Raw genomic sequence first — 25,027 nt, forward strand, 5'->3', positions numbered from 1 at the left:
GCACTGCTCATGTCACGAAGAAGATTCCGGCGTCCGTGCCCGCGGGCGTGTACTCCGCGAGCCGTGCGCGCAGACCGTCCTCGCGCTGCGGCCGGTACAGGTCGTGGAAGGCGCCCATCTCGGCACCGTCGTCCGCGCCGCGCCGGATCTCCTCGGGACAGCGGTCGGCCAACTGCCCGTACCAGGGCGTCCCGTAGCGCACGGCGGCGAACAACGGCTGGACGCCGGGCGTGAGATCGGGCCGGCAGCGGTGCCGTCGCGGCGTGCGCGAGCCGGTGGGGACGTACGAGTACCGCAGGCAGCCGATGCCGCGCCGGGCCACCCGCAGCTTGCCCGTGAAGACCGAGTTCTCGGCGATCTCCACCGCGTGCGCGTGGACTTCGCCGATGACGGTCGCGCGGTGCGCGTGCAGCACGGCGTGGGCGAGGCGGCAGTCCGGCGCGGACAGGGCCTCGCGGTCGTGGCCGGTGGCGTCCAGGATGCTGTCGCGGAGGTGGATGTCGAGGGGGTCCTCACCGACCTCGTCGCCGATGACCTCGATGGTGCCGAGAATGCTGTGCTCGATCTGGAGGCAGGCGGTGGTGCGTTCCAGGACGAGGCTGGGCTCGTCGGGCGAGTGCGGCTCGCACTCGGGCTCCAGTGACCAGCCGGGTACGAGGGTGGTGTGGCGCAGGACGACGGCTCCCATCGGCCCGGTGACGTTGATGCCGCGCCCGGCGACCAGCAGCCCGTCGAGGACGATGCGCGGCCGCTCGTGCGGGGCGCAATCGTCCGCCACGGCCCGGATGTTGAGGGCGTCGGGCCGGTTGCTGTACCAGTCGAGCAGCCGCATCACCGGCCGCGTGCCCTCGGCCGCGCGGAGCTCCAGCCGGTCGCCGGGGTCGAGGTCGAAGTCCAGCTGCTCCTGGTAGGCGCCGCTGTGCGTGATCTCGATGATGCCGTCGGGCCCGGTGCGGTCCGCACGGCGGTCGTGCCGCCAGGCCCGGTACGCGTCCATGATCTGCCGGTACGGCTGTCCGGGCCCGACCCGGTAGAAGGCGGCGTCGGGCCGGTCCACGCGGTCGGGCCGCTCGTACTCGCCGCCGCCCATGTCGGCGCCGGACGCGTAGTGGTAGTCCACCCACACACCCTGCCGGGGCGCCGAGCGCGCACCGAACGCGATCCGCCCGAGCTCCGGGTCGACGGCGACCTGACCGCGCTTCGGCCGGTAGCGCCACTCGGACAGGTCGGCGACCACGATGTCGGACGGTGGTACGGGCTTGTCCTCGCCGTCGCGCCGGATGACGAAGCTCTTGCCGGGGCCGTAGTAGTCGAGGAGGCGGTCGTGGAGCAGGCGGCGGGTGATGAACGCGGGGACGTTGTCGACCGTGGCGATGTGGGTCGGCGACGGCTCCGGGACCGGCTCGGTGACCAGGGGGCTGTCATGGCCGAGGATCGAGAACGTGTAGAGGTTGCGGGCGCGGTCGATGCAGTACGCCGGAGAGGACGTCAGCGAGTACGCCTTGAGCCGCCAGACGAAGAGGCCGACTCCCGCCGGGGTCCAACCACCCTGCGTCTTCGACGAGTTGGCACGGCGGACGTCGACGGTGCGGACGGTGCTGTCGAAGGGGCCGCCGGCGAGTGCGAGCGCCGAGCCGTCCCGGAGGTCGAGGAGGCGCCCCCTCTCCGCGGCCGTGTCCCGGTACAGCTTCACCGACTGGTGGTGAGCGACCAGGCGCGACAGCTCGACAGCCCGCGCGGGCCACCCCGCGACCTGCTCGGAGATCTCCTCCAGCAGGTGCAGGGTCCCCTTGCGGCGACGGCCTGCGACCGTGGCCGCCACGTCCGCTCGCGGCGCGACGGCCTCGGCCAGCGCGGCACGCCCGCCCTCGTGCAGTCCCGTGGTGAGGACGCGTTCGTAGCCCGGCAGGGTGCGGTATCCGACCAGGTCGCCGAGGTACGGCAGCGCCCAGGGGGCCGCCGTCTCCACGAACAGGTCCTCGTAGCCCTGCTCGACGCCGTCGCGGACCCGGTCGAGCTGCTCGGCGACGACCGCGAGCAGCGCGCGCAGCGGCTCGCCCTCCTCGGCGTCGCGCAGGAGGTGCCAGCGGGGCAGCAGGGCGGCGAGGCCGTCGGGTTCCCGGTTCGTGGTGAGCGCTGTCGGGTCCAACTGGACATCCGCTGAATGCGCGGCCATCACTTGACCTCCGTCAGAATCAGGGTGTCCGCGGCTCGCGGGGACAGCAGGGCGAGCTGGGCGGGGCGGATGCCGCGGAAGACGGACACCGACCGGCCCTTCGCCAGGCGCCGGGTGTCGGTGATGTCGGGGTTGAGGCGCAGGAGTTCGGCGAGCGGAATGCCGTGGCGCGCGCAGACCGCCGACAGGGTCTCGCCACCGGTGTCGCGGACGGTGTGGATCTTCTCGTCGTACGTCGCCTCGCGCGCGGGAACACTCGACCGCGGTGCGCCGGGGTCGGTGAGCAGCTCGGCGAGCTCTTCCGGGGTGGCGGACGCGGGGACCCCGTTGAAGACGTCGACGTCGACGTAGTCGACACCCGGCACGGTGTGGGCCGCCGCGAGAAGGTCGGAGAGCCGGGCGGGCTGCCCCAACTCGCGTCCCTCATAGCCGAGTCGACGCAGCAACACCTGCCGCAGCCGCGGTTCGACGAATTCCCAGGCGTGGTCCGGAGCGACCTTCACCCTGGCGGCTACGAGCAGCAGGACCAGCTCGCGCACGTCCACGCGGACGGGCAGGTTGACGTCGCCGTACTCGGTGAGCGCCCCGCGCAGGGCGCGCAGGGTTGCTGATCCTGCCCCGTCTCCGTCCAGGGGCACGTCGTCGGTGCCCGCGACCGTCACATGCAGCACGCACCGCCGCCCGTCGAAGAGTTCGCGTGCGGCGGCCCGGCCGATGCCTGCCCGGGAGCGGGCGAAGTCCTCGTAGTCGGCCGCCGAGACGAGCCGGTCGAGCGCGGAGACGGCCAGCGGGACCGTCCGGCGGGTCAGGCCCGGACCGTCCGCGTCGGCGCCGCCCGTCGCCGGGCGGGGGTTCGTGACGGCGGTGACGCCGAGCGGGCGGGTGAGGGGCTGGGTGAGGCGGTCGGCAGGGACGTTGGCGGCCTTGCCGGTGCCGAAGCGGTAGCGGGCGTGGACGTTCTCGTGACCGCTGGGCAGCCGGGCCCCGTGCACGCCGTCGCCGAAGGTGACCGTCGTCCGGCCGTCGGAGGCGGTGCCGGTGATGTAGATCCGCTCGCGCGGGCCGCGTCCGGCAAGGCTGTCGACCTCGTGCCACAGGACGCCGTCGACCCGGATCTCCAGCACCGGTGTGGCGCCGAGGGGGTTGTCGTCGGCAAGCCAGGTGAGCGGGGACTGCCAGAGGGCGAACGTCTGGTTGACACGGTCCGAGTCGCCGCTGCCGATGGCCTCCTCCCGGCTCTCGCCGTGGGTGGCCTCGACGACGTTTCCGAGGATGCGGACCGTCTCGCGACGGTAGCGGTGGGCGAGGTCGGTGGTCAGGGTGAGGTGGGTGTGGACGCGGTCCCCCGGCAGCTGCGGGTCCACGGTCGCGTCGGCGGCGGCGATCGTGACGACCTCGGTGGCGGTGACGCCGACCGTCCCGGGGATGTCGCTGCGCTCGCCGGTCACGATGAGGGTGCGTCCGGCACCCAACCCGTCGTACAGCTCCGCGAGTTCGATCCCGTTGCCGTGGACCTCCTCGCCGAGCGGCTCGTCGGCCAGGCGCAGCGGCGCGCCCGCCGCGTGCACGGTGGTGTCGCGGATGTGCGACAGCAGGACGTCGAACTCGTCCAGCCAGGGGTCGGCGAGGGTGAGTTCGGTGCCGCGGCCGGTGATCCCGTAGTTGGTGTACGCCGCTGTGCGCACGGCCACGACCTGGGTGGTGACGAACGCGAGCCCGGCGTCGCCGGGTATGCCGTCCTCGGCACCCTTGGCGGGGCGCTGGATCGCGACCCAGCTGCCGACCGTGATGCCGGTGTGCACGGTGTCGAGCTGCAGCACGCGCCGGTTGACGAGCGCCGGCTTGCCGGCGATGACGATCTCGACCTTGGGCTCGCTGCTGCCCACCCCGTAGCGCAGGCTCACCTCGTACTCACCGTGGGTGAACTGCTTGGTGGCGCCCGGGCGCAGGGAGATCTCCTGCGTGCTGCCGTTGTTGATGCCGACGTGGATCAGGCCGTCCTCGTCCGGACGGGACACGAACAGGGTGCATTCGGGCAGACCGTCGCGAAGGCGCGCGGTGACGCCGGGCTCCTGGGAGTCGGCGGGGACGGGGGTCCCCCCGCTCGGACGAGTTCGGGAGTGGGGGAGGGTGAGCCAGCTCAGCTCGCGGTCCTGTGCGGAGCGCGTCGACAGGTCGACCTGGCCGGGGCCCAGCGCGAAGGTGATCTGCCCGGTGACGGGCAGCGGCACTGCCCGCTGGTCGGAGCCGTTGCCCTCGACGTACTGGAACTCCGCCCGGATCGGCGCCTTGCCCGCGGTGTCGTGGACGACCCGCAGGCTGGTCAGCACGGCCCCCGTGAGCGGCCAGTCCGCGCTGCGGATGACCCGGCCCTTGTCGTCCTGGACGGGCTTGAGCGGGGCCGTGGCGCCGAAGGGGGCCGCGGTGACCCGCATCGCGAGCAGGTCGCGCAGGAGCTGCGCGGTGCCGGGGACGACGGCCGCCGCCCTGCGCCAGGCCGGGTAGAGGCCGGCGAGGCCGGGGCTGAGGGCCGCGAGGACAGCGGCAGGGTCGGTACTGGCACGTGGAGCACCGGTTTCCGGGGCCGGCCCGGCGGCACGCAGGGCAGGAAGTACGGCAGACAGCGCCTGGTAGGCGGCGGTGCGTGGGTCGCCCTTCGGGGGCGCGGGGAACTGCGCGACCAGCCCAGACGGCGCCGCGGCCCGACGACTTCCCGCCGCACCGTCCTCGACGCTCTTCGCCGGCGCCAACTCAAGTGCGCGCTCGGCAAGTTCGGCCAGCACCGCCTGCAGCTGCTCGAACCAGGCCGCCACGTCCTCCCACGGTTCGCCGATCACCTGCGCCTCACCGAGGCGGGCGACGGGCTCCGCGAGGCAGGACGCGAGGCTCTCGGGTGTCTTCACGTCGTCCAGAGCCGCACGGAGCGGGGCCAGCACCTGGTCCTCGAAGTCCTCGATCAACCGGCTCACCGGCCGCGGGTTCGGGACCTCCGGCGTAGGCGGCTCCTCCCCCGGCTCACCGGGCGCCGCGGGCTCGGCGGTCCACCGCCGCACCTCGTCGACCAACTCCTTCAGCGTGGGCGGTGCTGACTCCTGCAGGGAGATCGCCGTGACGTCGTCGTCCCGGTCGATGCGTACGCCTGCGACAGACAGCAGCTTCCGCTCCCCGCCGGCCTGTTCGCCGAAGACGAAGAGCAACTGGTCGCCGGTCTGCAGGGAGTTCGCGGTGCCCTCGACGAAGAGTTCGGAGCGGCGCTCCAGATCCTCCGGGGTGACCAGGGACGGCCGGCGCCTGCGCACCTTCAGCTCGTTCCAGTCCCAGCGGGCCGTGAGGTCCCGGCTGGTCTCGAAGGTCACGGACTCCTCGTCGGCGGAGGCGGGCACGCCGTGGGTGCGCGCGCCGCGCGGGATCAGCACGGGCAGCGCCTCGGCACGCGGGTCGCGTTCGAGGGTGTACGCGAGGTGAGTGGCGGCGGCGACACCCGGCCGCGGGCGGTGGCCGACGAGCCGGCCCAGCAGGACCAGCGACCGGTGCTCGCCCGCCGTACGGAGGTAGGCCTCGTCGGCGATCCGCTCCGAGTGGAACGTGAGCAGGTCACCGAGGACGGCGGTGGCGTCGAGGAGGCCGATCGCCGGGTCGTCGGGAGTACGGACGGTCAGGCCACCGAGCGCCGGGTACGCCGGTGAGGCGAGCCGGTCGAGCAGGGCGGCCAGGAACGAGCCGTACTCGCCGACGCGGTAGTCGAGGGCGGTGCGGCCGGGCGGGTTGTGCGGCGGGGCGGGCGCGAGACGCTCGTCGTGACCGCCGCACGCGCCCCCGCAGGAACAGGCCTGGCTCATCGGGCACCTCCCATGGATATCGCCAGCCGGCCGTTCTCCGGCCGGTCCGGGTCGTTGTCGCACGTGGCGATCTCCAGCGGGCCGAGCCGCAGCACGCCGTCCTCCCTCTCTCCTCGGTCCTGCTCGAACAGCCGCCGCAGACGGTCGACCCGGACCTCCCGCACGCCCGGCACGGCCGCGGCGACGGCGACCAGACGGCTCAGGCGGACGGGCTCGCCGAAGGTCAGCGCGTCCGGGTGGAAGAACCCGAGCCGTCCGCCGGAGAGACGGCCGCTGCCGAGGACTCGGTACAGCTCGGCCAGCACCTGCCCCTGCTGATGGCCGGGCGCGGCGCACACGCTCAGCGCGATCTCGAGCGGCACCAGACGCGCGGGGCCGACCACGAGGTCGTGGCCGATGCGCCGGTACGCCTCCAGGGACTGCTCGACCCGGGCGAGCAGCTCGGCCGGCGGCTCTGCGCTGCCGGACGCGTCGATCGCGACGTGGGCCTCCTGGACACTGCCGGTCCAGCGGATCTCCGCCGCGGCCCGCTGCACACCCGGCAGGGCGCAGGCGAGGTCCGCGTAGTCCTCGGCGGTGACCGCGCGCAGGCGGGTGCGGCGCAGGTCGAGCGGGGCCAACTGGCGTGCCTGTTCGACGGGTTCGGGCTCGACCCCGCCGGTGGCGGGCAGCGGGTTGCGGACCACGGTGGCCCGCGGCTGTTCACAGCCGCTCTGGATGACCAGGTGGTTGATGGCTTCCGCGCCGACGTTGCCGGCGATGCCGCCGCCGAGCCGGTAGTGCAGGGCGAGCCGGCTGCCCGGCGTCGGCCCGGCGCCGTGCCGGCCGTCGCCGAAGCGCAGGGCGACCCGGCCGTCGTCCTCCAGCTCCCCGACGAAGTGCCGGTCGCGGGGCCCGCTGTGGAGCAGGTCGCGGCGGGGCGTCCAGGTCAGGTCACCGTCCTCGACGTGAACGGCGGGCAGTGCCCTGCGCGGGTCCTGGCCGAGCGCGGCGGCCGCGGACCCCCGCAGCACGGGCTCGTCGGGGTGCAGTCCTACCGCGTACACCGGGCCCCAGCTGTGCGCGATCTCCCAGGCGATGTGCCCGTCGAGGACCGCGCCCGCACGGGCCCGGGACACGAGGATCTCCGCGCGGCGCAACTTCGCTTCGAGCAACTCGTCGTTTCTGTGCAGGAGTTCGCGCAGGGCGCGGACGGGATGCGTGCGGAGTTCGAGCCGCTCCAGGACCTTCAGGCCGTAGATCACGGCGAGTTCTTCGATCTCCTCGTCCCCGAGCCCGTCGCGGTCGCGGGCGCTGCGCCACAGCTCGACGAGCCGCTGTCGCACCCGGCCCGCGATCGCGGCGATCCGCTCGGCCTGCCCGGCGGCCACGACCTGCGCGTCGGGGAACGGCACCGCCTGTACGACCGGGGAACGGCCGAGAACGGGGCGGAAGCGGGGCACGATGCCCGGGTAGACGGACTGCGCGAGCAGGGTGCGCAGGGCAGCCGTCTGGGCGTACGCCGTGCCGGGCACCACACGCTCGTGCCGCTGCCCGGCGCGCTCCAGACCGAGTCCGGCGCGGACGGTCGCCGCCTCACCCACCACCTCGAACAGCTCGCGGACGTCGTCGGGTACGAGTGCCCGCCCGTCCGCCGCCCGGTCCGTGAGGGAGTTGATGAGCCGGGCCGGCGCGTTGCCCTCGTCCCGGTCGCCGCAGCCGAAGACGGGAGGGTCGCAGGGCGCCACGACGGCCGGACCGGGCGGCACGGTGGCCGTCTGAGGGAGCCCGGTGAGGGTTCGGCCGTGGTCGACGAGGACGACGTTGCCGCGGGCCAGGCTCACGTCCTCGACTGGCAGGCAGTCGCGGCCGCCGCGCGTGGTGAGGCGGAGCGGGAAGCGCAGAGCGTCCTCGGCGGCCCAGGTGACCTCCAGGACCGGCTGGTCCTCGATGCGGTCGACGCCCGGGGTGACGGAGGTGAGGCGTACGGCCTGGCGGTGGCGGGGATCGGCGTCGCCGGGGGTGCCGGTACGCGGGCCCTTCACCTCCTCCAGGACCAGCACGTCTCCGGGGCTGAGGGCGAGTCGGCGCTCCCGGCAGGTCTCCGGGTCGTCCCACTCGTCGCGCAGGGTGGCGGAGGTGGCGCCCGTGGGCAGGGTGCACACCTCGCCGCCCCAGGTCCACAGGCGGATCCCGTTGTGCGCGACCTTCAGTTCCAGCGGGTCGGCGGCGACGACCGGTTCGAAGACCTCCACCGAGCCGCGCTCGTCCAGGTCGCCGACGTCGCTCTCGTCGATCACCGTGCCCGGTTCGGGCCGGTCGTGCGGATCGAGGGTGCGCACGTCGACGGAGGCGAAGCGGAAAGTGCCCGGAGCGAGGGTGGTGTCACCCGCGGTCTGCACGGTGACGTACGCCCGCGCGGTGCAGCCGTCGTTCATGGCGTAGTCGATGAGCCGGACGTGCCGCCGTACGGAGACCCGGCGGCGCGCGGTGTCGAGGTAGGCCTCGGTGGCCACCGCGTCCTGCTGGTAGCTGATCTGGTCGCCGGTGTACGCGAGCAGTTCGACGAGCGTGACACCAAGGTCGGCGGGGTTGCGCTCGACCCAGTCCGGGGTGGTGAGCGCGAGCCGGTCCAGGAGCAGCTTGCGGATGGTGTCGTAGTCGCGGGCCGTGTAGTCGACGACGGGCGCCGCGGGGAAGCCGTCCGTCTCCGGCTCGTCCTCCTTGCAGTCGAAGGGGGACGGGCAGTCGGGCCGGAAGGAGAAGGACGCGCGGTGATAGCGCTGGTCGAAACCCCGGAAGGGTTCCGTTCCCGGACGCCCGTACGGGTCGGTCTCGACGAGCGAGAGCACGTGCCGCGAGGTGTCTCCGGCCTGGTCGAGGGTGACGTAGAGCAGGTCGTCGAGCTCCGGGTCCTCCTCGCGCTCGATGCTGACGTCGACGACTGTGATGCCGGTGATCCGCCGGCCGCCGTCGATCCGGACGTTCTCCGGTCCGAGGCCGTGCGGCGCCTTCCCGAGGAACATGACGGTGAGCAGCAGCCCGTCGTCACTGACCTCGACGGAGTCGACTCCGTTGAGCTGAGCGGCTCTTACCTTGACGCGGCGGGAGGTGGTGGTTCCGGTGGTCACGCCGCCCTCCCTTCGAAGACGTCGTCCGCGCGGGTTCCGGTGGCGCGCAGGACGTACGACAGGTGGACCCGAACGGCGTCGTCGGCGCTCTCCACGTCGAGGGCCACCACGTCGATGAGGTCGCCGAGCCAGCGCTGGAGCGAGGCCTGCACGGACAGTTCGAGCGTGCTGACGAGTTCGGGGCTGTTCGGGGCGAAGACCAGGTCGAGGAGCCCGCAGCCGAAGTCGGGGCGCATCACCCGCTCGCCGGGGCTGGTGAACAGCAGTTGCTCGATCAGGTCGTGGACGTGCTCACCGTGGGCGGCGTGCGCGGTGCGTCCCCGGCGGTCGGCACGGAAGGGGAACGCGATGTCGCTGCGCGGGCGGGTTCCCCGGCTCGTCGGGCTCATCGGACGGTCACCTTTCGCTGGGCGGCCTGGACGACGGGCGGCCCCTGCGGCACGAAGGCCGCGGTGAAGCACTGGGCCGCCGAGGTGTCGAGCAGCACGGGGACGCCGGCGACGGTGACGCCGGTGCCGTCGGCGGTCCAGCGGACCGAGACACAGGGCTTGTGCACACCGTCCTGGGTGTGCGGGCAGCCGGTGACGACGTACGTGTGCGCGGCCGTGGCGACGGCCGCACCCTCGATGCGTACGCCGCCGGAAGGTGTGATGGCGGCGGTGACGCGGCCGCCGTGCGGGCAGCCGATCACGGCGCCGGCGTCGAGCAGACTCCCGGACACTTGGTGCTTCCCCCGTCTTCTATCGCTTCGAGAGCACGGTCAACTGGCCCTCGTTGATGGTTACTTCGTTGCCGCGGAGTACGACTTCGGCTCCTGCGCCGGTCGCGATGACCACGGCCTCCCTGGTGATGCGGATGTACGCGCCGCCCTGAGCCTGGAGCAGGATCCCCTGCCCGGCGCCGGCGGTGTCGTTCATGACGAGCTTGTGCGCGGCCGGTGTCTGTACGACGACCGGCTTGCTGGGCGAGTTCGCCGCCAGCTCACGCCGTGCGTCGGGCGGCAGCTCCTCGGCCGTGCCGTACCAACACCCGGTCCACACGGGGAAGCTGGGGTCCCCCTGCTCGAACTCCACCCACACACCCGCGCCCGGCGGCGGCACCACGAACTGCCCGGCCTCGGGCCCGGTGAAAGGCAGACACGGAAGCGCCCAGGTGGACGCCTCGTCACCGAGGACGTCCGGGACCTCGACGGTGATACGGCCGATGCGCAGCGGATCGTTGTTGTCCACGACCCGGCCGCGGAACTTGCCGAGGTAGCTGTTGTTGGGTGCCGCCATGCTGAACTACTCCTGATCGGTGCGTCGTTCGTGTTCTTACGGCCGGACGTAGTCGCTGCGCGCCTCCAGCCCCTCCCTGGAGAGGGTGAAGTTCTGCTGGAAGGACCCCGGCCGCAGGTTGTGCGTGACGGACTTGACGTAGTAGTCGCCGTCGTAGGCCCGCCCGGAGCCGCGCACGCCCACCAGTTGGCGGGGCTGCAGGATGTACCCGTGCCGGTTGACGTCGAGCGACCCGGACCCGGAGACGACATCCGCCGACACGGCAGCCCGGGCGAGGAGTTCGGCCTCGGCCTGCTCGCGCTGCTGCTTGGCGGTGCCGGAGAGGGTCTTGCGCTTGAGGGCAGGGGTGGGTCGGCGGCCGAGGGGCGGCCGCAAGGGGCTGATCGGCGGCTGGGGCAGGAGCGTGGACTGCCGGGTCCCCGGATCCTGCCACCGGGCCTGAGGCTCTTCCCGAGCGGTCCCGTCGTAGGCGAACGTCAGCTGATCGACGGTGGTATTGGCGTCCATGTTGACGTTGAGGGCGTGCTGCCGGATGCCGAGGCGGACCTCGGGTCCCCAACGGGCGGAGGACTGGCCGGAGTTGGGCCCGGGGTCGAGGTAGAAGGTGTACCCGTTGGCGCGGGCGAGATCGGTGACGTACTGGAGATCGGTGCCGGTCTGGTAGTGGACGCGGAGGTCCTGGTGCGGGGGCTGGGTGATCTTCTCGGCGTAGACGTCGGGCCGGATTCCGTAGTCGGAGTAGCGCCGCAGGATGCTCAGAACCCGCTCGGAGGGCGGGAGGTTGGGGTACCGGGCGGTCCGCTCCTCCAGATCCATCAGCAGGGTCAGATCCTCGCCGGTGACGGTGAGGGTGGAGTGCCCGGGCTGGTTGCTGGCGCCGACCTCCTGACGGACGATGAGCCCGTCGAAGAGCACGTCGGGGGTACCCCGGACGCTGACGGTGACGATGAGCCGCGTCTTGGGATCGAAGAACCCCTCGGGCAGGAGCCGCTGGTTGATGACGCCGGTCTTGGTGAGATCGAAGGCCAGCTGGAACCCGCTGCGTTCGCCGGCGGTGGCGGTGATCTGGGCGGACAGGAGGGCCTCGGTCACCTCGGCGGGCACGGGCCGGGCGAGCTTCGGCCCCATGAGGAGCGTGATGTGGACGGGACCCTGCCCGACGGGCTGCTCAGACACGCCGGTGCCCTCCGGGCGCAGGGATGTCGATGACCCGTCCGACCCCGGCCTGGTCCGTCAACTCCCGTGGATCGAGTACGGGATTGGCGTCGGCGATCCGCCACCACTGGCCGGGGTCGCCGAAGTACTGCTGGGCGAGCAGATCGGCCCGCTCGCCTGCCCCCACGACATGTTCCTGCGTCTCCTGTGCGTCGAGCGGAGGCAGTAACCGGCGCTTGGCGTAACGGACTTCGGTCCCGTCTTTCTGGACGTGTATGCCGATCTCGGCGTCGTGGTACCGGCTGCTCCGCGGATAAGGATGGGCCCCGGGTATCGCGCTCAGGGCACTCTCGTAGGACTCGATGTCAGCCATGACGGTGGCCCGTCAACCCCTTCCACTCAGCACGTCGGCACCCGGCAGTCCGAGGGCCCCGAGACTCCCGCCGCGCGCGGCGGCGGCGAGCCGCTCCTTCTGCGCGAGGTGGGCCATGTACAGATCGGCACCGCGGTGCCCGGCCGGCAGATCACTGACGGTGAGGATCTTCATCCCGATGCTCAGCGAGGCCCGAATCGGATTGAGATTCACGTCGAAGGCGGACTCATTGACGGAAAGCTCGGTGAGCCGCACGGGCATGATCCGCTTGCTGCCCCACGTGAACAACGTCAACGGCATCTCGATCGGACTGATCTCAATGGTCCCGTTCTGCGCGAGCCGACTGGCGGCGCGCAGCTGAGCGGTGGTGGGCTGCACGAGCATTTCGAGGGTCGCGAGCTGCGGGTGAATCCCGTCGGGCGCCGCGATCTCCAGCTGATCGGTGGCATCGATCTCGGCGGTGAACTTCCAGGTCTCCTCGGCGGGACCCTTGAGGCGCAGCGCCTCATTCCGGTCCCCACTCCCGGTGCCACCGCTTCCGCCGTCCTTGCTGTCACCGGCGGACTGGGGGGCGATGCTGCGCTCCAGGGTGTCCGGGTTGAACTGCAGGACGATGATGCGCTGGGGGGTGCCGGTGTCGGGGTTGACGACGACTATTCCGGAGCGGATGGGTTTGGGGATGTCGGCGTAGCGGGTCATGAGCCCTCTTCGTGTTCTCTGATCTGCGTGAGTGCGATCGACCACCAGGTGTCCGGCTCCCGGAAGGCATGCGGGTCTCGGTCGATGAGGATCTCCGCGAGCTGGTCGGCGTCCTGCACGCCTTCGGCCGCAGATGCCGGCGCGGGCGAGACGTCACGTCGAGCGATGTGGTAGAGGAATTCCACAAAGTCGGCCAGGGTGCTGTTCACGACCTCTCCGCGAGGTTCGTCGCGAAGAGCGATCAGACCGACGAATCGATCTCGGACATTGAGGAAGTAACGCATCTTTGGGTCGTCCCGCGGCCCACCGAGAATCACCGCCCGATTGGATCCGTCGTCCGAGAAGTTCCGGACGGTGAACAGCGGCGGACTCGCGTCCACTTCGGTCGTGAAGAGCGCGCCGCAATTCCGCGGCAGCCCGACGTGCGACAAGACGAGCGCATCCTCTTCATCGAGACCGATGCGCAAGGCCTCTCTGTAGCCCATCTTCTCGATATTCGATTCGCCGAAGATTTCGACGAGTTCGCCATGGGAAGCCATGTTTTTCCTTGAATAGTCAGTACATTTGAATGTCAAAACCATACAGGGCGCCGTAGTCCAGACGATTCACCGAGTCCTTGATCTGCGCGCCCATCTTCTGATTCATACCCTTGTCAATCAGGCGCAGGTTGTCATATATGTCGCGCCCGCCGGACTGCAACTCGATCGTGTGGTCGGCCTGCATGTTCTTCAGCCGCTCCTTCACGTCGTTCTGGAACAGCCGCCCCTTTGGCTTCGCGAGTTGATCCGAGCGGATGATGACCAGCTGCTTGAACTTCATGCTCAGGTCTTTGAGGCGGGTGGCCAGGTCGGGGTCCCGTGATGGCCTCGGCTTCTTCGGCGCCTTGGTCCTTTTCGCGATCTCACCGAACTGGGCGATCAGCATCTGACGATCGATCTCGTCGAGGAACATTTCGTCCGCGCTGCTCTTGAACTTGGAGACCTGCCCGCGTTCACCGGCCTTCTTGAGGGCCAGAGCCTTTCGCGCGAACTCCACCTTGTCCCGCATCTTTTCCGGGGTCCAGGCAACCCGAGCGACCCCCTGCGGAAGGCTGGGGTCACCGATGACGGGAGGCTTGGCCCGCTGTATCGCGTCACTCATGTGTACGCGATGGAACGCGTCCTCCTCCTGGCTGACCACCTCGTCCGGGACCTCCCCGGCATCCGGCTGCCACCTGCCCTTGTTGGCTTCCTGGGCACGCAGTTTCTCTCGCGTGTCGCCTTCCGCCACCCTGATGGTGCCGAGGACCTTGTCCCTCGTGTTGCGCTGATCCGCCTTATCGAGATCCTTGAGAATCCTACGGATCTTCATCATGAACTCATCGGCGTTCTCCGCCCCCTTGAACAGGAGCCAGTCATCGAGGGTCGAAATGTTTAGAGCCTGCTCAAGCCGTGCTCGCCGTTCGGGATCCTTGTTGAGGAATTCCTCCAACCTGGCCGAGAGTTCCACCTTGGCGCGGCTTCCCTCACCAGCCGATCCGGTGGGGTTCAGCGTGGCATTGATCTTGAATGGGCTGCTGCGCGTGTCGCTGAGTTCAGTGAGCCGGTACCAGGTCTTGAGCCCCAACAGCACCGCATTCGATGCGAGCCGGCCCACGCCCTTGCCCAGCATGCGCTGAAGGCGGGGGCGGATTCGCCCGATGATCCTCTGGAGCCGTGCCTCCTTCGATTCCTTGGACTTCTCGTCCTTCTTCCGCCGGTCCTGGTTCCGCCTCTTCTGCTCCTGCTGGCGCCGCTTGTGGTCGCGGAACTGGTCCTTCTTCCGCTTGAAGAAGTTCCGCAGCTTCGACGCGCCGTTCTTGAGCGCCTTGCCGAGCTTCGACTTCTTCAGCTTCCGGCCGAGGGTCTTGGCCGCGTTGCCGACCTTCTTCAGGGCCGACTTGACCGCACCCTTGGCCTTCGAGAGGGCCCTGCCCACAGGGGACTTGGGCTTCTTCGGCTTGGTGGGCTTGGGGCCCTCGATCTCCTTCTGCTTCTTCTTCGGAGCGGACTCGGAAGTCTTGTCCGTGGCCGGTGCCTTTTCCTTGTCCGGGGTCCGGTCCTTGGCGGGTCCCTGCTCCTTCTCGGGCGCCCTCTCCTTCGGCTTCGTCTCCGCACCGTCCGGCTTCTTCGCCGGCCCCTTCGGCGTAGCGTGATCCTTCGGCTTCACCGGGGACTTGAGGTCGGGAGACGGCTCGCCCTTCGGCCTGCGCTCACTGCCGGGCCGACTCAAGGCCTGCCTGGCCTTCCGTACCGCGGCCCGCGCCGAATTGACCGCCGCCCCCGCCGCCTTCTTCGCCCCGCCCCCGACCTTCTTCAGGCCGTCCATGATCTTCTGGGCCATGCCCTTGAGGCGCTTACCGACGCCCTTTGTCGCTGAAGACAGCTTCTGGAGGAGGAAGTTGGTGATGAAGTCCAGGAGGGCCACGACGCCCGCCGCGACCGCCTCCGCGAACAGGCAGGCCGCCGGGCCCGCCTTGACCGCCTTCAGGTAGGCCCAGAACTTGCCGAACGCCGACAGGATCGAGCTGACCGTCGACCACGCCGCCATCAGGCCCTGGATGATCGTGAGGATCGCGCCCGCCGCCGGCACGATCATCGAGACGACCTTCTCGATGACCAGCGTCGCGATCATCATCGGGAGCGAGGCGGTGATCGCTTCCCAGGCCATCTTGCCGATCTGTTTGATCGAGACGCAGCCCTTGACCAGGACGTCGATCACCGCTTTACCCAGGCCGAGGATGCCCTCGACCTTCGTGTCGAACCAGCCCTTCACCGCCACCTTGATGGCGCCCCAGAGGTGGTCGGTGATGCCGGTCTTGGCCGAGCTGCCCGCCTTGGAGATCCAGCCGCCCGGGTCGGGCGCGATGTCGGCGACCAGCGCCGCGAACTTCCCCAGCGCCTCGATCGCCGCCTGCGCGAACTTGATCGCGCCCACGATGATCGCCTGGTAGGCCTTGATGACCGCCTTGACGCCCGCCTCCAGGACGTCAAGCAGTTTGTTCAGGCCGGCGGCAAGGGCGTCCAGCAGCGCGTTGACCGCCTTCTTCAGGCTGTCCGCCAGCTGGTTGACCTTCGCGATCGCCGCGTCCCGCAGGCCCTCGATCGCCTTGCGGAAGCGGTCCCGGAGTTCGGGGAAGGCCGCCAGCAGCGTGTCGCCTATCGCTATCAGGACGTCGGCGAGTGCGTTGATCGCCTTGATCGCCAGATCGCGTACGAAGTCGATGGCCTGGTTGGCCCACTCCTTGAACTGGTCGATGATCCCGTTGACGGCCTTGCGGGCGGCGTCGAAGACCGCGGTGACGGCGGCGAGCAGGCCCTTGAAGAAGTCGGCGACCTTGTCCGCGATCCAGCCGAACAGGCCTCCGGAGGGCTTCTTCTTCTCCTCCTTCTTCTTCTGGGCCTCCTTCTCGGCGTTCTCGCGCTCGGTGTCGATCGAGGCGTTGTCCTTGTCCTTGCGCTCGCCGACCTCCTTGTCCTTGTCGTCGCGGGCCTTGACGATCTCCTTGTTCTTCTTGCCGTGCTCGTCGTCGGACTGCTTGTCCGCGTCCTCGACCTTCTTGTCCTGCTCGCCCCGCCAGTCCTCGCGCTGCTTCCGCGTCTCCTGGGCGACCCGGCCGCGTTCCGCGGTCTGCTGCGCGGTGTTGCGCTCGACCTCGCTGTTGATCTCGGTCTGTTTGTCCTGCTTGGCCTGCTGCTCGCTCTGCTGGTGCTCCTTGTCCTTGGCATCGAGGTCGCCCTGCGCCTTGCCGGCGCCACCGGTGATCTCGGTGCCCTTCTCCTGCTTGGCGACGGCGCCGACGCCGGCCTTCGGCGCGGGAGTGGCCTCCAGCGCGCCCGCCTTGCCGCCGCCCGCGCCGCCGGAGGCCTTGCCGTGGAGCTGTTCCGCGGGGGCGTTCGGGAAGATCTGATCCTCGCCGAGCGGCTTGGCCGCGTCCTCGCGGCCCGTCGTCTGCAGGTCGGACTGCTTGTCCTTGAGCGCCTTGGCCTGGTCGTCGGTGCGGGTGGGGTCGCTGGCGCCTTCGAGACGGATCTTGGGCGCCGGGCCCACCGTCTTGTTCTCCAGCTCCGGGTCGGTCGTCGGGACCGCGTCGGCCGCCGCCTCGACGTTCTTCGCCTCGGCCTCGCTGAGCCCCTTGTCGGGCACGGCGGGGGCCGCCGGCGGCGGAACGTCGGCGGTGGCCTCCTTGCCCTCGGCCTTGTCACCGCCCTTGGCCTTCTGCTTGTCGCCCTGGTCCTCCGGGCCGATCCGTTCCACCTTGCCGGTGACCTGAGCGGCCTCGGGTGCGGCCTCGGGCGGCGCCGAACGCGTCTGCGGCGCCCCAGAGGGACGTTCGCGCGTCGGCGGGGCCGCGTCGAGCCGCTGCTGCTCCTCGCCGATCTTCCTGTCCGCGGCCCTGTCGACCCCGGGCATGGCGGCGGCCGCCTGGTCAGGCGCCAGCTTGCTCACGGTCTGCACGGCGGCCTTGGGGTCCTGCCCCGAGACGTCCGGCGGGTCCTCCTGCTTCTGTTCGGGCGCGGCCTCGCCACCGCCGCCCCCGCAACCTCCCTGCCCGCCCTCGTCCTTCTCGGGTGCGGGTGCGGGCGGCGCGCAGCCACCGCCGTCCTTCTCCAGGGACGCCTCGGGCCGGGGCGCGTCCGTGTCGGAAGCGGTCTGGCCGGGCCCATCGCTCTGCTCGGCGGCCGGGCTCACCGCCGCCTGCGTGACGGACGGTGCGGCACCGGGTCCGGCAGCGGTCGTCGGTCCGGTCCTCTCGGCGGCACCCACGGGTCCGCGCGGCGCGGCGCCGGGCCCGCTCTCCTTGGGTACCTGGCTCTTGGCCTGCGGCGCCTCGCGCTCGGACCGGGGCGGTTCGGCACCGCGCCGGGCGGCGGGCGAGGGGTCGCGGTCCTCGACCGGGGTCTTGGGGGTCTGCGCGCCCGCGGGCTTGGACACAGCCGCCGCCACCGGGCTCACCACGGTGGGCGCGGCGGCCGACGGGGATCCCGCGGTCGTGCGGGACTCCGCAGCCGTACGCTCCCGCTGCCCGCTCTTCTCCGCCTCCGCGTCCTCGGCGTCCGGCTTCTCGTCGTCGGTCCGGTCCCCCTCGGCGGACTCCGGCTCCTTGTTCTGCTCCTTCTCCTGCTGCTGCTCCGGGTCGGGCTTCTCGGCCTCGGCCTCGGGCTGTTCCTTGTCCTGGGTCGCGGGGTCCTGGCCGACCTCCTGGTCGAGCGGCTTGTCGGTCTCCTGGAGGTCCTTGGTGCCGCGGTCCTGGGCCTGTGCGGCGGGCCCGTTCTCGGGCTGCGGGGCCTCGCCCTCGACGGGTCCCTCGTCCTGGCCCGGCGCCTTCTGCTCGGGTCCGGCGGCGTCCTCGTCCGCCTCCTGGTCCCTTTTCTCCCGCTCCTGCTCGGTCTTCTCGGCCTTGGTCGGCGGCGGGGCCGGGAAGGAGGGCAGCGAGGGTTCGGCGGCGCCCGGTGCGAGCTTGTCCGCGGTCGGTACGGCGGACAGGTCGAGGTCGGCCTCCGGCAGGTAGTCCTCCGGCTTGATCGCGGGTTCCTGCTCCGCACCCGGCGCCCGGCCGCCCTCGTCCTCGCCGCCCGCGACCTCCTGGTCGGCGCCCGCTTCGAGGCCCAGCGGCCTTTCCTCTTCCCGCGGTTCGGCCTCAGGGCCGCCGTCCTCGTCCTTCTCGTTGAGCCCGTGCTCGGACAGCGCGGAGTCGGGCTGCTCGGCACGCTCGTCGACCTTCTCCGGGCGTACGGGACCGGGCTGGGCCTTCTGCTTCGGGTCCGATTCCTCGCTCTTCGACCCGGCGCCCGGCTGGGTCTGGTCGTCCCGCTCCTTGCGCTTGTCGGTCCCCGGCGCGCTCGCCTGCCGCGGGTCGGCCTCCTCGCGGTCGCGCTGCTCCTTGCGCTCCTCCTTGGCTTGCTCCGTGCCCGCCTGCTGTCCCTGGGCATGTCGGTCGGCGGCCTGGTCGGTGCGCTCGCGGTCGCCGGCCGCCTGCTCGTCCGTCTGCTGCTGCTCTTCCTTGGCCTGCTGCCGGGAGGCGTTGCGCTCGTCCTCCTGCTCCGTGCGCCGGTCGGAGTCCTGCTCCTCGGTGGCGGCGTCCGAGCGGGCCCGGCTGCGGTTACTGCTGCTCTTCTCGTCGCGGGCCTTGGCGTTCTGCTGTTCCTCGCGGGTGTCATCGGCGCGCCGGTCGCCGGACCGGCGGTCGGACTCCTGCTTCTTTTGCCACTGGGTGCGTTCGACGCCGAGCGCCTCGAAGAGGTCGGTCTCGGGCAACGGCGTCTCGGCGGGCTGGAGTTCGACGGGACCGGGGCGGGCTTGATCGGCGATCTCCAGGAGCCGGTCGTACTCGGGCGTGAGCAGCCGGTTCTCCAGCCGGTCGACGACCGCGTTCTCCAACTCCTCCGACATACGGGCCAGTTGGAGCCGTACCCGGCCGGAGGCGTCGGTCGGGTCGCCGCGCAGGGAGCGCAGCACGTTTCCCGCGAGCCGGTCCACGAGGGTCGCCGGGTCGACGGCCTCGGCGCGCATCCGGTCGGCGTCGACGGTGGCGTAGCGCAGCCAGCCCGGGGTGGCCTGGCCCTCCTCGACCTGCGGCGTCTGCTCCAGGGCTCCCGGCTGTACGACCGCCCGGGCAGCCGCCTCCGCCTCCCGTTCGATGGCCTGCTGCGGCAGGCTCACGGCGCCGAGCTCGCGGCCGGCCCGCAGCGCGCCGAGGCCGTGCGGGTTCTGCACCGTGTGCTGCAGCTCGTGGGTCAGCAGCCGGCGGCCCTCGTCGGTGCCGGGCCGGTAGGCGCCCTCGCGGAAGAAGACGTCCTGGCCGACCGCGACCGCGTCGGCGCCGAGCAGCTCGGTCAGCTGCCCGGCGTCCCGGCCGGTGTGCAGCCGTATCCGACCGAGATCGTGACCGAGCTGCTCCTCCAGCTCCCGTCGCAGACCCGGGTCGAGGGGTTGTCCGGCGCCGCTGACGATGTTCTTCGGCTCGGGCGCACGGGACTTGGCGGCCCGCTCCTTGCGCTTACGACGCCGCTGCTCGGCGGCCTGCTCCGCACGGGCGTCCTGGGTCTGGGAGCTCACCGGCTCACCTCCCCGTGACCGCTCAGCCCTTCGTGCACGGCACGCGCCAGCTCCTGCCCGAGGCGTCGCGCGGACAGTCCGGCGGGCAGGGGCGGCAGCCCGGACAGCGCGTCGACCGCGAGGGAACCGTCCGCCGCCAGGGGTACGCCGTGCAGCCGTACCAGCCGGGTCAGTTCACTCTCGAAGGCGGCCGAGACGCGCTCCGGATCCGCCCGGAAGCCGTCGAGAACCAGCTCCCCGATCTCCACACGGATCGCCGAGGGCTCCTGGTTCCGCGAGTGGCCCCGCGCGTGGTCGCGCGAGAAATTCACACCCATCCGCGCACCTCCGAAGGCGTCAGCGAGCGCTCCAGCTTCAGGTACTCGGTGCGGGCGGCGGCGAGCATGTGCCGCATCTGCAGCCGGTCGCCCTCTTCGGCGGCCAGGAAGGCCCCGGACAGGGCGATGTTGCGGATCGAGCCGCCGGCGACGGTGAGCTGGGCGAGCAGCGACGCGTCGATGTCCTTCACCGGGGCCTGCGACGGCAGCACGCGGCGCCAGATCTCGGCGCGCTCGTGCTCGGCCGGGAAGGGGAAGTCGACGACGAAGCGGATGCGCCGCAGGAAGGCCGTGTCGAGGGCGTTCTTCATGTTGGTGGTGAGGACGGCCAGTCCCCGGTAGGCCTCCATCCGCATCAGCAGATAGCTGACCTCGAGGTTGGCGTAGCGGTCGTGGCTGTCCTTGACCTCGCTGCGCTTGCCGAACAGCGCGTCGGCCTCGTCGAACAGGAGCAGCGCGCCGCCGCGTTCGGCGGCGTCGAAGACCCGGCGGAGGTTCTTCTCGGTCTCGCCGATGTACTTGCTGACCACCTGCGACAGATCGATGACGAACAGGTCGAGGCCGAGTTCCTTCGCCATGACCTCGGCGGCCAGCGTCTTGCCGGTGCCGGAGCCCCCCGCGAACATCGCGGTCACGCCGAGGCCGCGGCGCAGGGTGGCCGCAAACCCCCACTCCTGGTGCACGGTTGCCCGCTGCCGCACATGCGCGACGATCTCGCGCAGCACGCTCGTCTGCCGCTCGTGCAGCACCAGGTCGTCCCAGCCGGCCTGCGGCGCGATCCGCCGCCCCAGCTCGTCCATGCCGATCCGCGCCTCGTCGAGCCCGGCGCGCCAGGCGAGTTCGGCGGCGTCCAGCTCGTCCTCGTGCGGCAGCCGGCGGTGTACGGCGGCGGCCGCCGAACGCACGACGTGCGGCGGCAACTGGAACTGGGCCACCAGGGCCCGCAGTTCGCTCTCGTCCAGGTCCACCCCGTCGAACGCGCTCGACCACAGCCCGAGTTGCTCCTCGTCGTCCAGTCGCGGCACGACCACCCGGGCCCCGTACGACCGTTCCGAGCGCAGCGGATCCTCGCTCGACACCACGACCGGTACAGCGGCCCCCGCCAGGAACGACTCGGTCGCCGCCCGTTGGTCGCGGTCCAGTTCGCCCACCTCGACGAGCAGCGCCGAGGGCAGCAGAACCGCCTCACGCTGCCACAGCCGGGCGAGCCGGTCACGCTCGACCGGGTCGGACGGCACGTCCTCGGCGCTCATCGAGTAGAGCCCGAATCCCGAGCGCGCGGCCGCCGCGGCGGCGAGGTCGGCCCGGCTGCGCAGGTCCCCGCCGGTCACCTCGACGAGCGGCGCGTCGGAGTCCGCCGCCGTCGCCCAGCCCTCGGCGAGCCGGCTCGCGGCCAGGTCGTACGACGGCGTCAGCTCCTGAGGCGCCGGCGTGCGGCGCAACTGGCCGTGCAGTCGCGCGTCCAGATAGGGCGAGCCCAGCAGGAAATGCAGGATGCGCTCGTCGAGGCGCAGCCGGGAGGCCGTCAGCCGCGACTCGTCGTCCAGCTCGACGATCCGCCAGCGCCTTAGCGGCGCCACGGGCGTCAGGGCACTCCAGTGCGGCTCGGCCAGCGCGGCCAGCGCGAGCGAGAAGGTGGGGTATGTCCGTTCGGGGTCACCGCAGGCCGCGGCACATCGGGCGGCGGCCGTGGGCTCCAACTCGTGGGCAGCGGCGAGGAGTACGAGGTCGCGCTCGAAGGGCGTGATGCTGAAGCAGGAGACGAGTGCGTCGAGCGGGGCGGTGCCGGGGCCGCCGGGCGCGGTGGCGAGTTCGGCCCCGGGGGCACCGTCGCTCTCCTGCGTGACACGTGCGGCATGCGCGTCGACACGGGCCAGGACGCGCCGGATCTCCGCGGTCAGCGTCGCACCGCCCGGCTCGGCGTCCGCCGCGTTCTGTTCGTGCGTCCCCATGTCCTCACCTGCCCCCGTCGTCTCCATGCCGTGTCACTCCTGTGCGGGCTTGGCGGCCCGGGGCGCTGTCTTGCGCGTGCGTGCCGGGGCCTTGGCCGGGGATTTCGCGGCGGTCTTCGCAGGGGTCCTGGCTGTCTTCTTTGCGCTCGGGCGGGCGGGGGGTTCGGTCTCCTGCTTCACGACGTCGCCTGGAGGAGGCTCATTCGATGTCACGTCAGGAGTCGGCTCCGCCCCCGGAGGCACCGGCGCGCCCGGCGCCCCGAACGGCAGCACCCGTACCTCCGGCCGCTCCACCGGCTTGCCCGCCACCGGAGTCTCCCGGCCGTCGATGAGGACGAGGGCCGCCTGGTAGACCACCGACAGGGTGTAGGGCGTCTGGTAGAGCATCCCCCACAACTTCGACGTCTCGTCGACGTCCATCACCGTCGGCGTGAACCGCACGCGCTGCGCCGACTCGGCGAGATCGCTGCCCGCCAGGTACGGCCGTTCCCCGGCGAGTTCGATGATGTCCTTCGGCAGAACCGGTATCTCGTGCAGCGCGCGCACCACGGAACCGATCAGCCGCTGCCCGACCAGCTCCGTCTCGTCGCCGTACGCGGTGATCAGGAAGTGCAGGTCGAGTGCCGCGACGGGCCGCTTGACCAGCGTGCCGTCGGCCGCACGCGTCGGCAGGTCGTTGTTGCGCTGCGAGGTGTCGGGCGTGACCTGGTAGAGGAACACGGAGATGGTGGGCTCGGTCGGCGGGTCGGCCGGCGGCTTGCGCGGCTCGACCTTGACGGCCATGTCGATCTCGGGACCCAGGTTGGACTCGAGCAGCAGGGCGAGGGCCTGGGTGACATGCGCGAGGGCAAGTGCGTTGCTCATGGCGTCAGTTCCTCGGTTCCTCTCGGCCTGCTGGTCGTCGTACTGATCCGTTCTCGCCGTTCACTCGCGCCCCCGCGCCAGGTATTCCGTGAGGCTCAACGTGGCCCCTGCCCTCCCCGCGGCGGGCGTCCGGGGCCGTCCGGCGCCGGGCGCCTCGCCCGCCGTCACTTCGAGCCGCCCGATCTGTACCTGCACCACCTGCTCGGTGACGCGTGCCGGTCGCCGGGCCGCGGCCTGCCGTACGGCGTCGCGCGTTGCCGCCGGGCCGGCGGCGCTGGGGGGCAGCGCCGCCGGCCCGGCGTGGGGAGCGGCGTCCCTGCCCGGGGGGAGGGGCACGGACACCGCGGTCTGTGCCGGTTCCCGCTCCGCGCGCACCGCCGCACGCCGCCCGGTGTCGGGCAGCGGTCGCAGCGCCGGCGCGACGAAGGTGGCGGGACGCGGCAACGGCGCCTCGGCGCGGGCCGGAGCGGCCGGACGCGGCCCCTGCGGCTCAGCCTCCCGCTCCGTGTGTACGACGGTCCGCTCCCGTTCCATGTGCGTCCGCGCCGCCACAACCGTCGGCGGCGGCACATCCGGCAGCGCGACGGTCGGCGGCGTGGCCGCGGGCCACAGCAGCGCGTCCTCGCCCGGTGCCGGTGCGGCGGCCCGTACCGCCTCGACCCGCTCGAACGGGCCGGGCAACCGGGGCCGTACCCGCGCCGCGGCCGGTCGCGGCGCGGTGTGCCGCGCGAGCAGCCGGTCGAGGAAGTCCGGCGAGCCCCCAGGGGCCTCGGAGTCAGACATCCGCACACAGCTCCAGGTAGTAGCGGCGCCGCGTCGGGCTGAGCGCCAGGATCTCCGGCTCGCTCCAGCCGTAGGCGGTGGCGAGCAGATGGACGTCGAGCAGCACGTCCCGTGCCCAGGCGTCCAGTTCGGTCCACAGGTAGGTGGCGATGTCGAGCTCAGCCCGGGTGGCCTGCCCACACTCGGGGCAGGCCACGTTGAGCGCCAGGTCGGCGCCGGGGTCGGCCGCCTCGACGGCCTCGACGATCCGGCTCTGCACCGGCGCGGGCAACTCCCCCGCCGTCACCGCCGTCCCGTCGTGCACCGCCGAGACCAGGCACCGCGCGAGCAGTGCCGTACGCGGGTGCGCCGCCCGGACCGCCGCCGTCAGGTCGGCGACGCCTGGCAGCCTGAACTCGACTTCCCAGCCGTCCTGTTGCACCCGCACGGCCGACTCGCCGCGCCCGCCCAGGGACCCCGCGAGCTCCCCGGCGTCCAGGTCGAACTCCATGTCCTCCCCGCACGCCCCGCACGCCAGGCGCACCTGCATCCGCTCGCCGAACAGCTCCCGGCGCAACGCGAACAGGTCCGCCTCGCGCTCGCCCACCGGCAGTGCCGACAGCCGCTCCGCCCCGACGTCCGGTCGTGCCGTGCGGTGCAGCAGCAGCGCACGCCCGACCGGAGCCTCGCCGAGGCCCGCCTCCCAGGCAGCCAGCAGTTCAGCCGCCCCGGTGATCACCATGCCCACCCCGATTCCCTCGACCAAGCAGGTCGCCGCGGTTCGACAGCGCCCATGGGGGCGCGGGGAACTGCGCGACCAGCCACGACGAAGCCGCCGACGAACGACGACCCGTCACGGCACTTCCGGCGGAGCGCTCAGGCCGGGTTGAGGAACGAGGGCTCCTCCGGCTCGGGCACCTCGTAGTCCCGCTCCCAGCCCTCGCACTCGAGCTTCAGCGACTGGATGGCCACCGCGTTGGCGTTGGCGTCCAGTTCGCCGAGGACCTGGTACTCGCTGGGCCAGGTCCGGTACAGCTTGTGCGAGACGGCGACCTGGCCCGCCTCGTTGAGGACCTGGATGACGAGGTCCTTGCGGAAGTCCGCGAGGGACACCTCGGAGCCGAGGCCCGCGCCGACCTGCCAGACCTTGTTGGCCCAGCGGTCGAACTCGGGGTCGTGGGTGACTCCGCGCTCGAGGGTGATGCCCTCGAACTCCGAGCGCCCCGGCGACTTGCGCGGGGAGGAGGGGTCACCGCCGTGGCGGTGCTTGACGACCTCCGTGGTCCGCTTCAGCGGACTGATCTTGCTGATGCCGGCGACCGTACGTCCGTCCCACAGGACCAGGAACTTGAAGTTCTTGTACGGGTCGAAGCGATGGGCGTTGACCGTGAACTCAGCCATCGATTTCCTTCAGCTCTCCCTGGAT

17 protein-coding genes are annotated in these 25,027 nt (G+C 71.5%); all 17 read right to left on the minus strand.

The window, feature by feature from the left end; translation table 11 throughout:
* Positions 1–7 precede the first annotated feature (7 nt).
* The gene (locus tag OG758_RS15690) at positions 8–2,176 is read right to left on the minus strand and encodes a hypothetical protein (RefSeq protein WP_326710581.1); all 2,169 of its coding nucleotides are present in this window, start codon (positions 2,174–2,176) and stop codon (positions 8–10) included.
* The gene (locus OG758_RS15695) at positions 2,176–6,015 is read right to left on the minus strand and encodes a putative baseplate assembly protein (protein ID WP_326710582.1); all 3,840 of its coding nucleotides are present in this window, start codon (positions 6,013–6,015) and stop codon (positions 2,176–2,178) included. Before OG758_RS15695 ends, OG758_RS15690 begins: the two co-directional genes overlap by 1 nt.
* Positions 6,012–9,125 carry a putative baseplate assembly protein gene (locus OG758_RS15700; RefSeq protein WP_326710583.1) on the minus strand — a complete coding sequence of 1,038 codons (3,114 nt, stop codon included), beginning with the start codon at positions 9,123–9,125 and terminating at the stop codon, positions 6,012–6,014. The genes OG758_RS15695 and OG758_RS15700 overlap by 4 nt, the downstream gene beginning before the upstream one ends.
* Positions 9,122–9,514 carry a GPW/gp25 family protein gene (locus tag OG758_RS15705; RefSeq protein ID WP_116508651.1) on the minus strand — a complete coding sequence of 131 codons (393 nt, stop codon included), beginning with the start codon at positions 9,512–9,514 and terminating at the stop codon, positions 9,122–9,124. The genes OG758_RS15700 and OG758_RS15705 overlap by 4 nt, the downstream gene beginning before the upstream one ends.
* Positions 9,511–9,846, minus strand: coding sequence for a hypothetical protein (locus OG758_RS15710; RefSeq protein ID WP_326710584.1), 336 nt, complete (start codon positions 9,844–9,846; stop codon positions 9,511–9,513). The genes OG758_RS15705 and OG758_RS15710 overlap by 4 nt, the downstream gene beginning before the upstream one ends.
* Positions 9,847–9,865: 19 nt before the next feature.
* A complete protein-coding gene (locus OG758_RS15715) occupies positions 9,866–10,402 on the minus strand; it encodes a phage baseplate assembly protein V (protein ID WP_326710585.1) in 537 nt (178 codons plus the stop codon).
* 36 nt (positions 10,403–10,438) lie between these two features.
* Positions 10,439–11,578, minus strand: coding sequence for a hypothetical protein (locus OG758_RS15720; RefSeq protein ID WP_326710586.1), 1,140 nt, complete (start codon positions 11,576–11,578; stop codon positions 10,439–10,441).
* On the minus strand, positions 11,571–11,930 hold the full coding sequence (locus OG758_RS15725; protein ID WP_326710587.1) for a hypothetical protein: 360 nt from the start codon (positions 11,928–11,930) through the stop codon (positions 11,571–11,573). The genes OG758_RS15720 and OG758_RS15725 overlap by 8 nt, the downstream gene beginning before the upstream one ends.
* Positions 11,931–11,942: 12 nt before the next feature.
* Positions 11,943–12,629: a hypothetical protein gene (locus OG758_RS15730; RefSeq protein ID WP_326710588.1), complete on the minus strand. Its 687-nt coding sequence runs from the start codon at positions 12,627–12,629 to the stop codon at positions 11,943–11,945.
* Positions 12,626–13,168 (minus strand): SUKH-4 family immunity protein, encoded by a 543-nt coding sequence (locus OG758_RS15735; protein WP_326710589.1) that lies wholly within the window; start codon positions 13,166–13,168, stop codon positions 12,626–12,628. The genes OG758_RS15730 and OG758_RS15735 overlap by 4 nt, the downstream gene beginning before the upstream one ends.
* Positions 13,169–13,184: 16 nt before the next feature.
* Complete coding sequence (locus OG758_RS15740; RefSeq protein WP_326710590.1) at positions 13,185–19,706, minus strand: eCIS core domain-containing protein; 6,522 nt, start codon at positions 19,704–19,706, stop codon at positions 13,185–13,187.
* Positions 19,703–20,023, minus strand: coding sequence for a hypothetical protein (locus OG758_RS15745; RefSeq protein ID WP_326710591.1), 321 nt, complete (start codon positions 20,021–20,023; stop codon positions 19,703–19,705). Before OG758_RS15745 ends, OG758_RS15740 begins: the two co-directional genes overlap by 4 nt.
* Positions 20,014–21,975, minus strand: a complete 1,962-nt coding sequence (locus OG758_RS15750; RefSeq protein ID WP_326715936.1) for an ATP-binding protein — start codon at positions 21,973–21,975, stop codon at positions 20,014–20,016. Before OG758_RS15750 ends, OG758_RS15745 begins: the two co-directional genes overlap by 10 nt.
* A 33-nt stretch (positions 21,976–22,008) precedes the next feature.
* Entirely contained in the window at positions 22,009–22,839 is an 831-nt protein-coding gene (locus OG758_RS15755) for a DUF4255 domain-containing protein (RefSeq protein WP_326710592.1), read from the minus strand.
* A 60-nt stretch (positions 22,840–22,899) separates the two neighbouring features.
* On the minus strand, positions 22,900–23,622 hold the full coding sequence (locus OG758_RS15760) for a hypothetical protein (protein ID WP_326710593.1): 723 nt from the start codon (positions 23,620–23,622) through the stop codon (positions 22,900–22,902).
* Positions 23,615–24,343 carry a T4 family baseplate hub assembly chaperone gene (locus OG758_RS15765; protein ID WP_326710594.1) on the minus strand — a complete coding sequence of 243 codons (729 nt, stop codon included), beginning with the start codon at positions 24,341–24,343 and terminating at the stop codon, positions 23,615–23,617. Before OG758_RS15765 ends, OG758_RS15760 begins: the two co-directional genes overlap by 8 nt.
* Positions 24,344–24,477: 134 nt before the next feature.
* Entirely contained in the window at positions 24,478–25,002 is a 525-nt protein-coding gene (locus OG758_RS15770) for a phage tail protein (protein WP_100591276.1), read from the minus strand.
* Between the last annotated feature and the right edge of the window lie 25 nt (positions 25,003–25,027).

The organism is Streptomyces sp. NBC_01474, assembly GCF_035918215.1.
GTDB lineage: Bacteria > Actinomycetota > Actinomycetes > Streptomycetales > Streptomycetaceae > Streptomyces > Streptomyces aureus.